The sequence below is a fragment of the Pseudomaricurvus sp. HS19 genome (genome assembly GCF_009857815.1).
Lineage (GTDB): Bacteria > Pseudomonadota > Gammaproteobacteria > Pseudomonadales > Cellvibrionaceae > Pseudomaricurvus.
The window spans coordinates 277,048-293,073 of record NZ_WVVW01000002.1; the positions used below are offsets into that span (position 1 = coordinate 277,048).

General features: G+C 60.0%; 16 protein-coding genes. 5 read left to right on the forward strand and 11 right to left on the reverse strand.

Translation table 11 applies throughout. The features are described from left to right. The first annotated feature begins 134 nt into the window (after positions 1-134). Positions 135-788: a TetR/AcrR family transcriptional regulator C-terminal domain-containing protein gene (locus GSF27_RS09000; protein ID WP_160968086.1), complete on the forward strand. Its 654-nt coding sequence runs from the start codon at positions 135-137 to the stop codon at positions 786-788. Beyond that, on the forward strand, positions 754-1,548 hold the full coding sequence (locus tag GSF27_RS17740; RefSeq protein ID WP_202410368.1) for a hypothetical protein: 795 nt from the start codon (positions 754-756) through the stop codon (positions 1,546-1,548). The genes GSF27_RS09000 and GSF27_RS17740 overlap by 35 nt, the downstream gene beginning before the upstream one ends. 25 nt (positions 1,549-1,573) lie before the next feature. On the opposite strand, the gene panC is transcribed toward GSF27_RS17740, so the two are convergent. The 6 genes from panC to rpsF form a co-directional block, all read right to left on the reverse strand. After that, entirely contained in the window at positions 1,574-2,422 is an 849-nt protein-coding gene (gene panC / locus GSF27_RS09010) for a pantoate--beta-alanine ligase (RefSeq protein WP_160968088.1), read from the reverse strand. Between the two features lie 84 nt (positions 2,423-2,506). Further along, positions 2,507-3,901, reverse strand: coding sequence for a replicative DNA helicase (gene dnaB, locus GSF27_RS09015; RefSeq protein WP_160968755.1), 1,395 nt, complete (start codon positions 3,899-3,901; stop codon positions 2,507-2,509). 328 nt (positions 3,902-4,229) lie between these two features. Next, positions 4,230-4,676 (reverse strand): 50S ribosomal protein L9, encoded by a 447-nt coding sequence (rplI, locus tag GSF27_RS09020; protein WP_160968090.1) that lies wholly within the window; start codon positions 4,674-4,676, stop codon positions 4,230-4,232. Positions 4,677-4,718: 42 nt separating this feature from the next. Further along, complete coding sequence (locus tag GSF27_RS09025) at positions 4,719-5,570, reverse strand: hypothetical protein (RefSeq protein ID WP_160968092.1); 852 nt, start codon at positions 5,568-5,570, stop codon at positions 4,719-4,721. Between the two features lie 36 nt (positions 5,571-5,606). Beyond that, positions 5,607-5,834, reverse strand: a complete 228-nt coding sequence (rpsR, locus tag GSF27_RS09030; protein ID WP_160968094.1) for a 30S ribosomal protein S18 — start codon at positions 5,832-5,834, stop codon at positions 5,607-5,609. Between the two features lie 11 nt (positions 5,835-5,845). After that, entirely contained in the window at positions 5,846-6,274 is a 429-nt protein-coding gene (gene rpsF / locus GSF27_RS09035; protein ID WP_160968096.1) for a 30S ribosomal protein S6, read from the reverse strand. A gap of 265 nt (positions 6,275-6,539) precedes the next feature. On the opposite strand from rpsF, the gene GSF27_RS09040 reads away from it, so the two are divergent. Both GSF27_RS09040 and GSF27_RS09045 read left to right on the forward strand, forming a co-directional pair. Continuing rightward, complete coding sequence (locus tag GSF27_RS09040; RefSeq protein ID WP_160968098.1) at positions 6,540-6,851, forward strand: DUF3301 domain-containing protein; 312 nt, start codon at positions 6,540-6,542, stop codon at positions 6,849-6,851. A gap of 454 nt (positions 6,852-7,305) precedes the next feature. Then, a complete protein-coding gene (locus GSF27_RS09045; protein WP_370462587.1) occupies positions 7,306-8,226 on the forward strand; it encodes an SDR family oxidoreductase in 921 nt (306 codons plus the stop codon). Positions 8,227-8,293: 67 nt separating this feature from the next. Here the strand turns inward: GSF27_RS09045 and GSF27_RS09050 are convergent, their stop codons facing one another. The 3 genes from GSF27_RS09050 to pip form a co-directional block, all read right to left on the reverse strand. After that, a complete protein-coding gene (locus GSF27_RS09050) occupies positions 8,294-9,322 on the reverse strand; it encodes an NAD-dependent epimerase/dehydratase family protein (RefSeq protein WP_160968103.1) in 1,029 nt (342 codons plus the stop codon). A 153-nt stretch (positions 9,323-9,475) separates the two neighbouring features. Continuing rightward, positions 9,476-9,952 carry a YaiI/YqxD family protein gene (locus GSF27_RS09055; protein WP_160968105.1) on the reverse strand — a complete coding sequence of 159 codons (477 nt, stop codon included), beginning with the start codon at positions 9,950-9,952 and terminating at the stop codon, positions 9,476-9,478. A 96-nt stretch (positions 9,953-10,048) separates the two neighbouring features. Continuing rightward, positions 10,049-11,020: a prolyl aminopeptidase gene (pip, locus tag GSF27_RS09060; RefSeq protein WP_160968107.1), complete on the reverse strand. Its 972-nt coding sequence runs from the start codon at positions 11,018-11,020 to the stop codon at positions 10,049-10,051. A 152-nt stretch (positions 11,021-11,172) separates the two neighbouring features. Here pip and GSF27_RS09065 point away from each other — a divergent pair, with 152 nt between their 5' ends. Beyond that, complete coding sequence (locus GSF27_RS09065; protein WP_160968109.1) at positions 11,173-11,748, forward strand: DNA-3-methyladenine glycosylase I; 576 nt, start codon at positions 11,173-11,175, stop codon at positions 11,746-11,748. Positions 11,749-11,756: 8 nt separating this feature from the next. Here the strand turns inward: GSF27_RS09065 and GSF27_RS09070 are convergent, their stop codons facing one another. Continuing rightward, entirely contained in the window at positions 11,757-14,306 is a 2,550-nt protein-coding gene (locus GSF27_RS09070; RefSeq protein ID WP_160968111.1) for a DUF748 domain-containing protein, read from the reverse strand. Between the two features lie 96 nt (positions 14,307-14,402). Continuing rightward, positions 14,403-15,884 (reverse strand): 4-hydroxy-3-polyprenylbenzoate decarboxylase, encoded by a 1,482-nt coding sequence (ubiD, locus tag GSF27_RS09075; protein ID WP_160968113.1) that lies wholly within the window; start codon positions 15,882-15,884, stop codon positions 14,403-14,405. Positions 15,885-16,026 lie beyond the last annotated feature (142 nt).

The window sequence follows — 16,026 nt, forward strand, 5'->3', positions numbered from 1 at the left end:
GTTGAAATGGTACTTTTCAGTACCATAGACTGTCAATCACATATCCACCCATTCCCCCCTCAAAGCCCGACCAAATCGCGCTAAACTAGGGACCCTTACACTAGCTGAACCGCTTAGCCCGCCCGGACCTGACCATGAGCTTTACCGATAACACCGCTGCCGTTGTCAGCGACAACACTGCGCCCACCAAACGCGGTGAGTCCCGCGCCCAGGCTGTGCTGGAGGCGGCTCTGGAGCTGTTTCTGGAACTGGGGTTTGCCAACACGTCCCTGGATAAGGTGATTGAGAAGGCCGGCGGTTCACGCCGCACCATCTACCAGATGTTTGGCAGCAAGGAGGGGTTGTTACAGGCCGTAGTGAAAGAGAGCTGCGACTCGATCCTGGGGCAACTGGAAACGGACAAGCTACTGGACATGCCACCACGGGATGCACTGATCAGCCTCGCCGAGCAGTTCATCAGTCGACTGATCACACCCAGGCGCATCGCCTTTTATCGGCTGGTAGTGGCGGAATCCACCCACGCCCCGGAGCTGGGGCGACAGTTTATGGCCGCAGGACCCGAGCGGGCGCAAGCCATCCTCTGCAACTACTTCCGCGCCGCCATGGCCGCCGGCCAACTGCAACTGGACAACCCGGAGATCAGCGCCCGACAGTTTTTTGAATTCGCCCGCGGCGACCTGCACTTCCACGCCATGTTCGACAACCATTACGTCGACGGCGCAACCCTGCGCAAACATATTGAGATCGCCGTGGATGTGTTTTTGCGCGGGGCAGAGGTACGGAGCTGAATTCAGGATTCAGGATTCAGGATTCAGGATTCAGGATTCAGGATTCAGGATTCAGGATTCAGGATTCAGGATTCAGGATTCAGGATTCAGGATTCAGGATTCAGGATTCAGGATTCAGGATTCAGGATTCAGGATTCAGGATTCAGGATTCAGGATTCAGGATTCAGGATTCAGGATTCAGGATTCAGGATTCAGGATTCAGGATTCAGGATTCAGGATTCAGGATTCAGGATTCAGGATTCAGGATTCAGGATTCAGGATTCAGGATTCAGGATTCAGGATTCAGGATTCAGGATTCAGGATTCAGGATTCAGGATTCAGGATTCAGGATTCAGGATTCAGGATTCAGGATTCAGGATTCAGGATTCAGGATTCAGGATTCAGGATTCAGGATTCAGGATTCAGGATTCAGGATTCAGGATTCAGGATTCAGGATTCAGGATTCAGGATTCAGGATTCAGGATTCAGGATTCAGGATTCAGGATTCAGGATTCAGGATTCAGGATTCAGGATTCAGGATTCAGGATTCAGGATTCAGGATTCAGGATTCAGGATTCAGGATTCAGGATTCAGGATTCAGGATTCAGGATTCAGGATTCAGGATTCAGGATTCAGGATTCAGGATTCAGGATTCAGGATTCAGGATTCAGGATTCAGGATTCAGGATTCAGGATTCAGGATAATGAAAACAAACCGCCCGCAACCACACCAGGCTTTTTGTTTTTCCTGTAGCGAAGCGTCCTGTAGCAACGCGTCCTGAACCCTGTAGCGCAGCGCCCTGCCCCCTACAACTCCACCGACACGTTATCAATCAAACGCGCCCCGCTGGTGTACATCGCCCCCAGGATGGTGATCTCGGTATCGTCCACTGCCGCCGGGTTGAGGGTACGGCTGTCGGAGACGGTGAGGTAGTCCACCCGGAAACCAGCCGCCTCGATCTGCGCCCTGGCCTCACTCTCCAGCAGTTCAAAATCCCGGCGCCCGTCGCGTATTTGCCCGGCCACCCAGTTGAGACTTTTGTTGAGCTGGTTGGCCCGCGGCCGCTCCTCCGGCGTGATAAAGCCGTTGCGCGAACTCATGGCGAGGCCGTCGGCTTCGCGGTGAATGGTACCGGCGGTGATCTGTACCGGCATGCAGAGATCCTCCACCATGCGGCGAATCACCGCCAGTTGCTGGAAGTCCTTCACACCAAACACCGCTTCGTCCGGCTGCACGATATTGAAGAGCTTGGTCACCACCGTGGTCACGCCCTCAAAGTGGCCTGGGCGACTCGCCCCACACAACACATCGGTCATGGTGGGACAGATCACCCGGGTCTGGGTGTCCATGCCATTGGGGTACATCTCCCGGTCATCCGGGTGGAACAGAAAATCGCAGCCGGCATCGCGCAGGCGCTGGCAATCCGCCTCAAAAGTGCGCGGGTATTTGTCCCAGTCCTCGTTGAGGCCAAACTGCAGGCCATTCACAAAGATCGAGCAGACGACGATGTCATTGGTCTGCTGCGCCTGCTTCACCAGCTCGATATGCGCAGCATGGAGATTGCCCATGGTGGGGACAAAGCCAATGCGCTTGCCCGCCAGACGCTCGGTTTTGAGCGCGTCACGCAGGGAGGCGATGTGATGAAAAATCTGCATAGGGACTGTCTCTCTTTACCTGCCGGCTGAGCGGCACTGGGAAGATGGGAGAAGATATGAAGCCGAGCGGAGCAGCCAGGTCGATCAGTAGCCGTCATCCTGCATGAAATATTCCGGCGCCAGGTTTTCAAAACGGGTGAACTTGCCGAGGAACGCCGCCTTCGAGGTGCCCACCTCACCGTTACGCTGCTTGCCGATGATCAACTCGGCCACGCCCTTGTCCTGGCTGTCCTCGTTGTAATACTCGTCGCGGTAGATAAACAGGATCACGTCGGCGTCCTGCTCGATAGCACCGGATTCCCGCAGGTCGGAGTTCATGGGGCGCTTGTTGGGACGTTGCTCCACGCCGCGGTTGAGCTGCGACAGGGCGATCACCGGGCACTCGTACTCCTTCGCCAGCGCCTTGAGCGAGCGGGAGATCTCGGAGATCTCCTGGGTACGACCCTCGCTTTTGCCTGCCACCTGCATCAGCTGCAGGTAGTCGAGCATGATCAGTCCCGGCTTGCTGAGGCGCTCCAGCTCCTCCTGCGGCAGCTGCGGCTGCTTCTGCTGCAGTTCCATCTGGTGGGTACGACAGACGCGCTTCACCCGTGCCCGTACCTCCTGCGGTGTCAGCCCGGGGGTGTCATCGATATAGAGCGGTTTGTCCTTCATCTTCGCCACGGCGGTGGAGAGCTTGGGCCAGTCCTCTTCGGTGAGGCTGCCGTCACGCAGCTTGCCGGCGTCGATACGCCCCACGGAAGAGAGCATCCGCATCACCAGCGAGTCGGCAGGCATCTCCATACTGAACACCAGTGAAGGCTTGGGCTGGGTCATCAGCGCCGCCTCCACAAAGTTCAGCGCCAGCGCGGTTTTCCCCATGGAGGGACGTGCCGCCAGAATAATCATCTCACCGGGTTGCCAGCCGGAGGTGCGGCGATCCAGGTCGGACAGCCCCGTGGAGAGCCCGGTAATGTCGGAGTCGGAGCGGAAGCGCTCGTCGATCTTTTCCACCGACTTCTTCAGCAGGGTATTCACGTCGAGGAAACCGCCCTCCTTGGGGCGATCCTCTGCAATCTCCGCCACCCGCTTTTCTGCCAGCTGCAACAGATCATCGGAGTCCAGCCCGGCCGGGTTGAGACTGCTGCGACTGATCTCGTTAGCCGCCTGGATCAGCTGCCGCAAGGTGGCACGCTCACGCACGATATGGGCGTAGGCGGTAATATTGGCCGCACTGGGGGTATGGCTGGCCATATCCGAGAGATAGGCGAGACCGCCAACACGCTCCAACAGGTCGTGACGGTTGAGCTCTTCGGAGAGGGTAATGATATCGAGTGGCTGACCCGCTTCCTGCAGCGCCTGCATCATCTGGTAGATGTGGCGATGGCTCTCGCGGTAGAAGTCGTTCTCTCCCAGGACCTCTGCCACCGCGTCCATCCGCTGGTTGTCCAGCATCAGCCCGCCCAGCACAGCCTGCTCGGCCTCAATGGAGTGAGGCATGGGATCTTTCTGCGCTTGCGCCACCACGTCGCCGTCAAACGGTTCGTCGTCGTAATCGGGGCGGAAGTCTGGATCGTAGGCGTAGTCGCTCATGGGGTCTGGGGTCGGTCAGTCCGGATCAGCTAGTTTGCTACTCAGGCGGGGTTGAATCAAGGCGCCAGAAGACAATTCCCCTGACAGAAGAGAGCGGCGGCTCACTGCCCCCCGGGCATCAGCCAGATGCGCATCGGGCGCAGCTCCACGGCAGGCCCGAAGGCCCGGCGGAGTGCGCCCGATACAAATGCTGCGAAGGATGAGGTCGGGTTACAAGTCTCCGACCACAAACTTCTTACTCAGCTACAACTACCAGCTTAACAGCCTGAGTCACTTCAGAGTGCAGCTGTACGTCGATCTCGTACTCACCTGTTTCACGCAGGGTGCCTTCAGGCAGCTTCACTTCGGACTTGGCTACAGCAACACCAGCAGCGGTGATGGCTTCCGCGATGTCGCGGGTGCCCAGGGAACCGAACAGCTTGCCTTCGTCGCCAGCGTTGGCAGCGATGGTTACAGTCAGTTCAACCAGCTGTGCAGCGCGGGCTTCAGCAGCGGTTTTCTTCTCGGCAGCAGCAGCTTCCAGCTCAGCGCGACGAGCTTCAAACTCGGCAACGTTGGAGGCGGTAGCAGGGATAGCCTTACCCTGGGGAATCAGGAAGTTGCGACCGAAACCGGCCTTAACGGAAACCTGGTCACCAATGGTGCCCAGCTTGCCGACTTTCTCGAGCAGAATAACGTTCATCTCGTTAATCCTCTAAGTTAATTTCATTGTTCACGCATCGCGCTAGTGGCCGTTACCGTCCTGCCTGTCTGGCGGGGCGGCGGCCCGGATGCGCGAACGAAAGTCAGTCCAGGAATCCAGCGCTGCAAACACCATCACAATGATGCCGGCAAACGCCAGAGCCAGGTAAAACACAATCAGCCATTGCCCGCTCATACGCCGCAGTTTCACGACGCCATGGGCCAGCGCTGCACCAGCCACCAGCAGTGGCAGCCCGAACAACGAGCCCCAGTACTGGTAGTCCAACCCCCGGTTCCAGCAGTAGACAACCGCCAGTGCACACACCAGCGCCGCTACCGGATGCAGGCGCAGGCGGTGAAACTCCGCCTGAAACCCGCCGGGGTTGTACAGCATCGCCTGCCACCAGCGCGCCAGCAGCAGACTCAGCAGAGCACTCACCGCAACCACATAGCCAATCAGCCCCAACACGAAGGTGTCAGTGGGCCTGATCATGGCCGTGCCCTGGGGTTGCTGCGCTTCGATCTCCGCAAACAAGTCGCCCAAAGCCTGTGTCACCCCGGCTACCGGGTCCGGAATCACCGAACCGATCAACACACCACTGAAGGCGCCGAGACCGGCCATGGCGAACAGGGCCTGTTGCCAGGAGCTGCTGTTACGCAGCAGTTGCGCTGCCAGTGTCACTGCCAGCAGTCCCAGCACGGTAGCCGCTGGCATCAGCGGCCCCATGTCACTCAGCCAGAAAGTGGCGAGCGCGGGACAAAGTGCCCACAACAGGATCATGGATCCGTCGAGGCTTCCACGGCGCAGGGTGACCAGAGCCACCGCGGCCGGGCTAATCAGTGGTAACCAACTGCCCAGCAGGGCAACCACTGCGGCCTGTGCGCGGCCACGCATAATAAATTCAGCAAGAGCGCGCACTGATTTTGTGTCTTACTCGTGGCTGTCCGTGTATGGCAGCAGGGCCAGGTAGCGGGCGCGCTTGACAGCGGTGGCCAGCTGACGCTGATATTTGGCCTTGGTACCAGTGATACGGCTGGGTACGATCTTGCCGGTTTCGGAAACGTACGCCTTCAGGGTGTCCAGATCTTTATAGTCGATCTGCTTAACGCCTTCGGCGGTGAAACGGCAAAACTTACGACGACGGAAAAAACGTGCCATGGGTCGACTCCTTACTCTTCTTCGTCTGCATCGTCAGCAGAGTCGTCCTGCGCGGACTCGGCTTTCTCGGCGTTGTCATCACGACGCTCCTGGCGGTTAGCCTTGCGCTCGCGACTCTCTTTCTCTGCCTTCATGATGGGAGACTCTTCGGTTACAGCCTCATCAGCACGGATTACCATGTTACGCAGCACGGCATCGTTGTAACGGAAGTTGGTAGTCAACTCTTCCAGCACTTCTTCGCTACACTCGACGTTCATCAGAATGTAGTGAGCCTTGTGCACCTTGTTGATGGAGTAAGCCATTTGACGGCGACCCCAGTCTTCCAGACGGTGTACAGCACCACCGGCATCCTTAACGGACGCAGTGTAACGCTCTACCATGCCTGGCACCTGATCACTCTGGTCCGGGTGAACCAGCAGTACGATTTCGTAATGACGCATTGTTGCTCCTTACGGGTTATAGCCTCCCGGCAAATACCGGTGAGGCAAGGAGTACCGGCTCCAGGCCTGCCTGACGGCAGTACGGGCTCCGGCGGTATTTTGGGCCGCGTATTCTAGGGAGACTACGACCAGAAAGCAACATCCTGTCTGTTTTTTGTTCAGGCCAGTTCCCGGCATCCTCTTTGGGGTTGCACCTGCAGGCCGGAGTTTCTGTATAGTCGTCCCCAGCCATCTACCCGTGACGACGACTACCCCGCCACAACCTATGACCATTTACGACCTGATACTGATCTCCATCCTGCTGCTGCCCGCCCTGCTGATCTGGCAAAATGCTGCGTTTCGCGACCGCGCCATGGGCCAGGCCCGCCGCTATTGCGAAACCATGGATGTGCAGCTGCTGGACGATACCGTGGAGCTGGTGAGCCTCAGACCGGGCCGCGACGGACGCGGCAACTGGGGCCTGCAGCGCGGCTATCAGTTCGCGTTCACCAGCAGTGGCGACGCCCGCTATCTGGGGCATTTGCGCTTTCACGGCCGCCACCTGATCAGTGCCGACCTGCAGCCTCACCGGATCTGATCCACCCCACCCAGACCTCGCTCACCCGTCACTGGCTTCCCTCCCCTTTACCTCAAAGAACAAAGCCACACAGATCTTTACCCCGACTTAAACCTACTTTGGATTGCCATCGCTAAACTGTCCCCAAGCGTACAGACAACGCCATAGCTAACAGCAAAGGAGATGGTTATGTACCTACTGATATCCACTTTTGTATCCGCATTCATGCTGCTTGGCATGATCGCCGCAGACGATCTTGCCCCCGCTTTCCGCTTTGGTAAGTGACGTCAAAGCCCCTTACCGGGCGTCCGCTCCCCCCGGACGCCCGTTTTTTTTGCCCGCTGTAACACACTCCTGACACCCCCGGCCCCCAAGCCCTGACGCCTCCGGCCCCACTTCTATATAATGCCCGCCACCACTGACGGACCGGGCCAGCAAGAGCCATGGCCGACCCCCTTATAACGACACAAGAAGAGTGAAACCCGTGGACAAGAAATGCATCGTGATCACCGGAGCCAACTCCGGTATTGGATACGCTGCGACGCAACATTTTGCGCGCAAGGGCGACAGGATCATCATGGCCTGCCGTAGCATGGACAAGGCCGACAAGGCTCGGCAGGAGATATTGGCCGAGGTACCGGCAGCGGACCTGACCGTGCTGCGCCTGGACGTCTCCGACCTGGAGTCGGTGCAGGCCTTTGCCAGGCAGTTTATCGAGCAGTTTGGAGAGCTGGATATCCTGATCAACAACGCCGGTATCGTCGCCATCCCCCTGCAACGCAACAGCGCCGGTCACGAGATGCAGATGGCCACCAATTACCTGGGCGCCTTTGCCCTCACCGGCCTGCTGCTGCCTCACTTCCGCAAGCAGGGCGAGTGCCGCATCGTCAACGTCTGCAGCCTGGCGCACCGCATGGGCAAACTGCTGGTGGATGACCTCAACTGGGATCAGGGCGAATACGACCAGTGGCAGTCCTACGGTCGCAGCAAGGTGGCAATGATGAGCCACACCCTGGAGCTGAATAAGCGCCTGCAGGCTCAGGGCAGCAATGTGATCGCCCTCGGCGCCCACCCGGGTTTTGCCAACACCAATATTCACAGCAACAGCCCGGCCCTCTCCAAGGAGAAAACCAACCCGGTGAGCAAGTGGTTCCACGCCCAGATGCAGAAGATCATTCCGTCCGCCACCCAGGCCGCCCAGCCGATCATCCTGGCGGCCGAGGGCGCGGACGTCAAAGGCGGCGACTACTACGGCCCCGGCGGATTGCTGGAGACCGGCATTTGCGGCAAGCCCGGCAAGGCGCGCATCAACAAGGCGGCCTTTGACCCGGCGCTGGCCAAACAGTTGTGGGAAAAATCCGAGCAACTCAGCGGGGTCGGCTTCCTCAACGCCTGATCACGGTCTGCCGGCGACAAAAAAGGGCTGCAATTGCAGCCCTTTTTAATGCCCCCAGCGATATGGATCAGCCCTGCGCCGCTTTTTCCTTCTCGCGCTGCGCGTACCAGTCGAGCGCGTCATTGACGGTCTCGCGCACCGGCCGCGGGTTAAAGCCCAGGTCGCGACGCGCCTTGCTGTTATCCACCTCCTTGAACGCTCCGGAGAGAAATACGGCGTCCTTACTGAGGATGGAGTCCTTGATGCCGAAGAGTTTGATAAACACTTCGGCCACGGAAGCCACCACCGCCGCTACCCAATGTGGAATTACTTTGGGTGGCTTCAGGCCACCCCACTCAGCGGCCATAGTGAAAAATTCGCGGTTGCTGATGTACTCGTGGGCAATGATGTAACGCTCACCCAGCTTACCTTTGGTCTCCGCTGCTACAGCCGCCTGGGCCACATCGCGGATATCCACCATCGGCGCGCTGGAATCCATCACGGCACTGGACTGGCCGGAGCCGACTTTCCACAACATGCCACCGTGGGGGGTGGGCTGGTAATCCTGTGGACCATAGGTGTTGGCCACGCACAGGGCCACACCGGGCAGGCCCTTGTCGCGGCAATATTCGAGGAAACGCTCTTCCGCCTGCAGACGGGCAAGAATGTAGGGGGACGCCTTGTCGCGCCAGTTAAACTCGATATCCTCGGTCACGGGACCATTGGGGTTAAAGCCCAGCGCGCCCATGGTGCTGCAGAAGATAAAGCGCTCGACACCCAGCTCCAGCGCCACGTCCATGGCATTCACCAGGCCATCCACGTTGTTGCGGTAGAGCGGCGCGGGATCGGAGAGCCAGAAGCGCGGGTCCACCACGCTGTAAAACACCGAACCACAGCCCTCCATCGCCTTGCGCAGGGAATCCGGGTCCAGCACATCGCCGTAGCAGATCTCGACCGGCAGGTCTTTTACCGCATCGGTACTGCTGGTCTTGCGCAGCAATACCCGCACCTTGCGGCCCTGCTCACACAGCAGGCGCGCCTCGTGACTGCCCACAAATCCACTGGCGCCGGCAACCAGCACCGGCTTGTCGATAAAATTCTGCTGCTGATCTGTCACTTTGCTCTGTACTCCTGGCTATGGTCCGCGCCGCCATCATGGGCAGCTGTTGTTATAGGCATCCGGCAGCGAGCCGGTGCGGGCCCCGAAGAAAAAGGGACGCCACATTATCCACACAACAGGAGCCAGGGCAAAGTAATTGAACAGAGGTGTTCAGTTCGGTGAAGGCCTCGTCGGTGAAGGCCTCGCGGCACGGGCCAGCCAGCGATCGAGGTTGTCAGCAAACAGCTTGCGATCCGCCTGGTTCAGCGGCGGCGGGCCACCGGTGTTCACCCCGCTGGAGCGCAAGGTGTCCATGAAATCGCGCATATTGAGGCGGGCACGGATATTGTCGGCGGTGAAACGTTCGCCACGGGGACTGAGCGCCTGTGCACCCTTCTCAATCACATCCGACGCCAGCGGTATATCCTGGGTAACCACCAGGTCACCGGCCGCCACCCGCGCCACAATCTCGTTATCCGCCACATCGAAGCCCTGCATCACCTGCAGGGTGCTGATGTAGCGTGAGGGCGGCACCTTGATGGGCTGGTTGGCCACCAGCACCAGCGGAATTCGGGTGCGCTCGGCGGCGCGAAAGAGAATCTCCCGGATCACGCCCGGGCAGGCATCGGCATCAATCCAGATGGTCATCGGTGGCCCCTGTTGTTTACTGGGCCGCTATTGTGACGCCTGCGACCTGCAGGTGATAGCCCCTGCAGGTGATAGCCCCGAGGCGGGAATCCCCTCTCAGGCACCCACCGGAAATTCGTCGGAGAAGCGCCGTGACATGCTGCGGGTGGCCCGCACCAGAGCATCGGTAATACCCGGCTCACTGGCGGCGTGGCCGGCATCGCGGACAATGTGCAGTTCCGAGTCGTGCCACACCTGGTGCAACGCCTGGGCGTTATCCAGCGGGCAGACCATGTCATAACGCCCGTGCACAATGGTTCCGGGAATGCCCTCCAGCAGGGAGGCGCGATCCAGAATCTGGTTGTCCCCGAGGAACGCCTCATGCAGCAGGTAATGGGCCTCCAGGCGCGCCAGCGGCAGCGCCAACCGCGGATCGCCGAACGCCTCCATCTGATCCACATTGGGACGCAGTGTGGCGCAGCGTGCCTCCCACAGGGCCCAGGCCTTGGCGCAGGCCATCTTGGCCAGTTCGTTACCACCGGTCAGGCGGCGGTGGTAAGCCTGCAGCAGGTTGTCCCGCTCCTCCGCCGGTATGGGGTAGAGAAAGTCCTCCCAGTAGTCGGGAAAGATACGACTGGCCCCCGCCTCGCAAAACCAGGCAATGTCCTCCTTGCGGGCCAGGAAGATACCCCGGAGGATCAGCCCCAGTACCCGATTGGGGTAGGTCTCCGCATAGACCAGGCTGAGGGTCGCCCCCCAGGAGCCACCGAACAACACCCAGCGCTCCAGCTGCAGGTACTGGCGGATACGCTCCATATCCTCCAGCAGGTGCTGGGTGGTGTTATGCTCCAGTGAGGCATGGGGCAGGGAGCGGCCACTGCCGCGCTGGTCGAAGAGAATGATGTGGTAGCGGTCAGGGCTGAAATAGCGGCGGTCGCGGCAGCTGACACCGGCACCGGGGCCGCCGTGGACAAACAGCACCGGTATACCGCCGGGATTACCCGACTGCTCCAGGTAAATCCTGTGCCCCTGCCCCACTTCCAGCATACCGCTGCTGAAGGGTTTAAGCTCGGGATAGAGAACGTGCATGGCGCCTCCCTGCAGAGCCCGGCAGGACCTGATCCTGCACCCGCCTCCGGTACCACCCGAACCGGGTGGCTGCATTCAGTGTAGATCATGGCTACAGTGACGCTCTGCCCGCAACCGGCACTGACACACCACCCACTTCAAGGAGCGAACCTATGAGCGACCCGGCCTGCCCCTGGTGCCTAGGGGATCCCCTCTACCGTCAATACCATGACCAGGAGTGGGGGGTGCCCTGCCGCGACGACCACAAACTGTTTGAGTTCCTGCTGCTGGAAGGGGCGCAGGCGGGACTGGCGTGGATTACCATCCTGCGCAAGCGGGAGAACTACCGGCGGGCATTTGACCAGTTCGATGCAGCCAAAATCGCCCGCTACAGCGACAAGCGGGTAGCGAAGCTGCTGGCCGACCCCGGCATTGTGCGCAACCGGCTGAAGGTAGCCAGCGCCATTCGCAACGCCAGGGCCTACCTGGATATACGCGAGCGCCATGGCAGTTTCGCGGACTACCTGTGGCAGTTTGTGGATGGCGAACCGGTGATCAACCACTTCACCACCATGAAGCAGGTACCGGCCTCCACCCCCCTGTCCGACCTGATGAGCAAGTGTCTTAAGAAGGATGGTTTCAACTTTGTCGGCAGCACCATCTGCTACGCCTTTATGCAGGCAACCGGCATGGTCAACGATCACCTGGTCAGCTGTCCGCGACACAGGGAAGTACAACTTCCCGGCTGAATCAGCGGCTACATGCTCAGCGCCACGGCGGATGGGGCTTTGGCAGCCCCATCAAACTCCGGCAGGCAGCGCTGCAGCTGCGACGCCTTTACACCACCACCCAGCAACTGTTGGCGCACTGCCGCGGAGCGGGCCTGTGCCAGGTCGTGCAGTGGCTGCTGCAACTCATCCGGCACCACCAGTGGGCTTTCGGCTGCCACCTGCGCCGGGTCCCTGCCACCCAGGACGGCCAGATCACCACGATTGGTGGTCCCGCACAGGCGTACACTGAGCGTCTCCCGGGTACTGAGCATCTCGGCCAGCTTGCCGGTGTAATCCAGCCCCACCGCGTCCAGCTCCGCCTGACCCGCAGCAAACTGCACCGGCTCCAGGCGCACACGCCCCATCTCGCCCTTGGCGTAATCCGCGGCCATCATCAGCGCGCCGTAAGGCTGCAGCATGATCTTCAGGGCCAACACCGTGGTTTTGGTGACAGCACCGGCCAGGGCCTTGTTAATAATTTGCTGCAAGCTGATATCCGGGTCACTGAGGTCGCCATTCACCGGTACATCCAGCGTGATTCGGCCCTTGCCGTCACGCAACAGATCCAGCGCCTGATCCAGCGGCATACTCAGCTCCAGAGCCGTCTTTTCCGCCTGATCCGGCTTCTCCGCCCGCAGCCTTACACCATCCATAACGATGTGGTTTTTGCTGTTGATCTGCTGCTGGTCCAGCGACATGGCAGAGGTGAAATTAAGACGCCCGCTTTCCAGCGAATAGCCAGTCGCCTCACGACTGAAGCCGCTGACGCTGAGCAGCTGATAGCCCTGCAAGTCGGCATCCATCTTCAGCGAAGGGCGCAGCACGTTGACCGCACCCTTGAACTCCGCAGTGGCATCATTGGAGAGCAACAAACCGATTTCAAACGGCGACTGCTGCTGTTCATTCTGCAGCTGCAGCTCCTTCAGACGGCCCTTTTGTACCGTGATCGTCTCGCGGAATTTCGGCCTTACGGTGGCATCCTCATAGGCCACCACCACCTCCGGTCCCAGTTCAATCAGGCCCACATCCACGGCCAGGGCCTCAGCATCCGGCGCCTCAGTTTCCCCTGAAACCTCTGCGGCCGGAGCCGTCTCAGGGCCGCTATTGAATCGTTGTGCCGCTTCCAGGAACGGATCCAGCTGTGGCAGGGAGCCATCTTTTTTGCGCTCGGCCCGAACCTGCGCACGGGGAACACTCACCTGCGCCACCGACAGCCGCGGGGCATCGCCCTGCAGGGCCAGCTGCAGCAACTCAACCTTCAGGTCCAGCCCCTGCACCAGAGGCTCAAGCTTATCCACGCTTAGCAGGGCAAGTTGCTGCAGGCTGAGCTCATCCAGTTGCAGTTGTGCCGGGGAGACCTCCCCTTTTACCTGTAATGCCTGCCAGCCACCCCAGGCCAGACCGCCCTCCTGCTCCCGCAGTTGCAGCGGGCCAAGGGTCGTCTGCCACTGCAACCGGTAATCCAGTGCCTCTGTCAGGGTGAGATCACCCCGCAACGCCAGCTCCACAGACTCTAAACCAAGGTCCAGCCCCTGGGCCTGCAGCTGCCAGTCCCGCAGCCGGGAGTTACTGTCCAGCCGGAGTTTCCAGCCGTCATCAATGGACCGCAATGTCAGGTTACCCTGCAGGGACTGGTTGCTGCTCCAGCCAAGATTTCCCTCGGGCGTTTTGATCTGCAAACCGCCCAGCCCGCTATCCCAGCTGGCCTCAACCACCGTCTCTTCGGCCAGGTCAATGCGCGTCTTCAACTTCAGGTCCATGGACTCCAGCTGGAAGCTGTTGTCCAGGTCCTGCTGCACCTGCCAGCTCTGCAGTCGCACACTGGAGTCGAGGGCAATTTGCCAACCGCCCTCCTGTGGCGTCAACTGCAACGCACCGTCCAGCACCAGTCCACCCTGCAGGTTGAGCGCATCGGAAGGCAGGTCCAGGCTGGGCAGCTGCAGCTCGGCGTGCAGTTGCGACTCGGAACCGGCACTGCTGAAGTTGGCAATACTGATCCGCTGCACCTGCAGCTGAGCGCCAATGTCGTCGTTGTGAAAACTGATCTTCAGGTCTTCGAAGGCGAGGTTGTCGATCTGCACATGCCAGTCACCGTAATCGGCGGCTGCCCCTGACTCCTGCTGAGCTTCCGCATCAACGACACTCTCCGCCGCCGCAGCCTGGGTCAGCAACAAACCGTCAATGACAAACCCCTCTTCCGTCTGGCGGGCCACCAGGTCAACACCGGTCAACGTCAGTTCGCGAATGTGCACCCGCTTGCCCCACAGGGCCCACAGCTCCACGTCAAAGCGCAGTAACTGCAGCGCAAAATCCTGGTCATTGAGTCGGTAACTGAGCGCTTCAGCACTGCCGGTGCCGGAGTACGGATTTACCCGCAGCCTCTCCACCTGGATATTCTCCGCCCCCTGAGCGGATAACCAGTGGCGCAGAAACAGTTCCAGCCCCAGGGAGGTCAGCAACGGCAACGCCGACACCAGCGCGAGCAAGGCCAGCGCCAGATAGCCGAGCCAGCGGGGAGGTTTGTTGGGCAGACGCATTGACTACAACTCCTTTTACAGCCGGAACTACAGGATCATCCTGCTTTACGACAGCCCGGCCTGTGCCGGATCACGACACTGCCAAACAGACTGCAATTAATGCCCGGAGGGCAACTGAATTCCGAGGCTATCCCACATCTCATCGACACGGGTTTTGACCGCCGGATCCATAACAATAGGCTCACCCCACTCGCGATCGGTTTCACCCGGCCACTTGTTGGTGGCGTCCATCCCCATTTTGGATCCCAGCCCCGAGACCGGGGAGGCAAAGTCGAGATAATCAATCGGGGTGTTTTCCACCAGCGTGGTATCGCGGGCCGGATCCATGCGCGTGGTAATGGCCCAGATCACATCCTTCCAGTCGCGGGCGTTGACATCATCGTCAGTGACAATGACAAATTTGGTGTACATAAACTGCCGCAGGAAGGACCACACCCCCATCATGACGCGCTTGGCGTGACCCGGGTACTGCTTCTTCATGGTGACGATGGCCAGACGGTAGGAGCAACCTTCCGGTGGCAGGTAGAAATCGACAATTTCCGGAAACTGCTTCTGCAGGATCGGCACAAACACCTCGTTCAGGGCCACACCCAAAACCGCCGGCTCATCCGGTGGTCGCCCGGTGTAAGTGCTGTGATAGATGGGGTCCTTGCGGTGGGTGATGGTCTCCACGGTAAAGACCGGAAAACTATCCACCTCGTTGTAGTAACCGGTGTGATCGCCGAACGGCCCCTCGTCGGCCATGTCGTCCGGGTAGATGTAGCCTTCCAGCACAAACTCCGCTGACGCAGGCACCTGCAGGTCGTTGCTGATACTGCGGGTGACTTCGGTCTTGTCACCGCGCAGCAGTCCGGCAAAGGCGTACTCACTGAGGGTGTCCGGCACCGGCGTCACCGCGCCGAGAATGGTGGCCGGGTCGGCCCCCAGGGCCACCGACACGGGATAGGGCTGGCCGGGATTGGCCTGTTGCCACTCACGAAAATCCAGTGCGCCACCACGGTGGGAGAGCCAGCGCATGATGAGGCGGTTTTTGCCGATCAGCTGCATGCGGTAGATGCCCAGATTCTGGCGCGGCTTGTTGGGCCCCTGGGTGATCACCAGCGGCCAGGTCACCAGCGGCGCGGCGTCGCCGGGCCAGCAGGTCTGGATGGGAAGCTTATGGAGATCAACATCATCCCCCTGCAACACCACTTGCTGGCAGGCGGCCTTGCTCACCACCTTGGGGCCCATGTTCAGCACCTGGCGAAAGATGGGCAGCTTTTCCCAGGCGTCTTTCAAGCCCTTGGGCGGCTCCGGCTCACGCAGGAAAGCCAGCAGCTGGCCCAGCTCGCGCAGTGCCTCGACCGAGTCCTCCCCCATACCCAGTGCCACCCGCTCGGGAGTGCCAAACAGGTTGGCCAGGACCGGCGTGTCAAAACCCACCGGATTCTCAAACAGCAGCGCCGGCCCGCCGGCACGCAGTGTGCGGTCGCAGATTTCAGTCATTTCCAGCACCGGGTCAACCGGTACCTTCACGCGCTGCAACTGGCCGCGCTTCTCCAGCAGCTTGATAAAATCCCGCAGGTCGCTGTATTTCATAGTGTCAGAATTCCACACCGTCAGCCGCGGATCGGCGCCGGCATTGGCCTTGTATTACCCAGTAGACCGTTATTGTAGGGCAGCATTGTTTTTGGCGCCAAACCTGAGCGACTGTTGTACCCAGAATCGGCTGTCACTCGCT

Coding starts and splice junctions, on each gene's coding strand:
- GSF27_RS09000 (WP_160968086.1), top strand. CDS start 135: ATGAGCTTTACCGATAACACCGCTGCCGTTGTCAGCGACAACACTGCG.
- GSF27_RS17740 (WP_202410368.1), top strand. CDS start 754: ATGTGTTTTTGCGCGGGGCAGAGGTACGGAGCTGAATTCAGGATTCAG.
- panC (WP_160968088.1), bottom strand. CDS start 2,422: ATGCAGATTTTTCATCACATCGCCTCCCTGCGTGACGCGCTCAAAACC.
- dnaB (WP_160968755.1), bottom strand. CDS start 3,901: ATGCCTCACTCCATTGAGGCCGAGCAGGCTGTGCTGGGCGGGCTGATG.
- rplI (WP_160968090.1), bottom strand. CDS start 4,676: ATGAACGTTATTCTGCTCGAGAAAGTCGGCAAGCTGGGCACCATTGGT.
- GSF27_RS09025 (WP_160968092.1), bottom strand. CDS start 5,570: ATGCGTGGCCGCGCACAGGCCGCAGTGGTTGCCCTGCTGGGCAGTTGG.
- rpsR (WP_160968094.1), bottom strand. CDS start 5,834: ATGGCACGTTTTTTCCGTCGTCGTAAGTTTTGCCGTTTCACCGCCGAA.
- rpsF (WP_160968096.1), bottom strand. CDS start 6,274: ATGCGTCATTACGAAATCGTACTGCTGGTTCACCCGGACCAGAGTGAT.
- GSF27_RS09040 (WP_160968098.1), top strand. CDS start 6,540: ATGACCATTTACGACCTGATACTGATCTCCATCCTGCTGCTGCCCGCC.
- GSF27_RS09055 (WP_160968105.1), bottom strand. CDS start 9,952: ATGACCATCTGGATTGATGCCGATGCCTGCCCGGGCGTGATCCGGGAG.
- pip (WP_160968107.1), bottom strand. CDS start 11,020: ATGCACGTTCTCTATCCCGAGCTTAAACCCTTCAGCAGCGGTATGCTG.
- GSF27_RS09065 (WP_160968109.1), top strand. CDS start 11,173: ATGAGCGACCCGGCCTGCCCCTGGTGCCTAGGGGATCCCCTCTACCGT.
- GSF27_RS09070 (WP_160968111.1), bottom strand. CDS start 14,306: ATGCGTCTGCCCAACAAACCTCCCCGCTGGCTCGGCTATCTGGCGCTG.
- ubiD (WP_160968113.1), bottom strand. CDS start 15,884: ATGAAATACAGCGACCTGCGGGATTTTATCAAGCTGCTGGAGAAGCGC.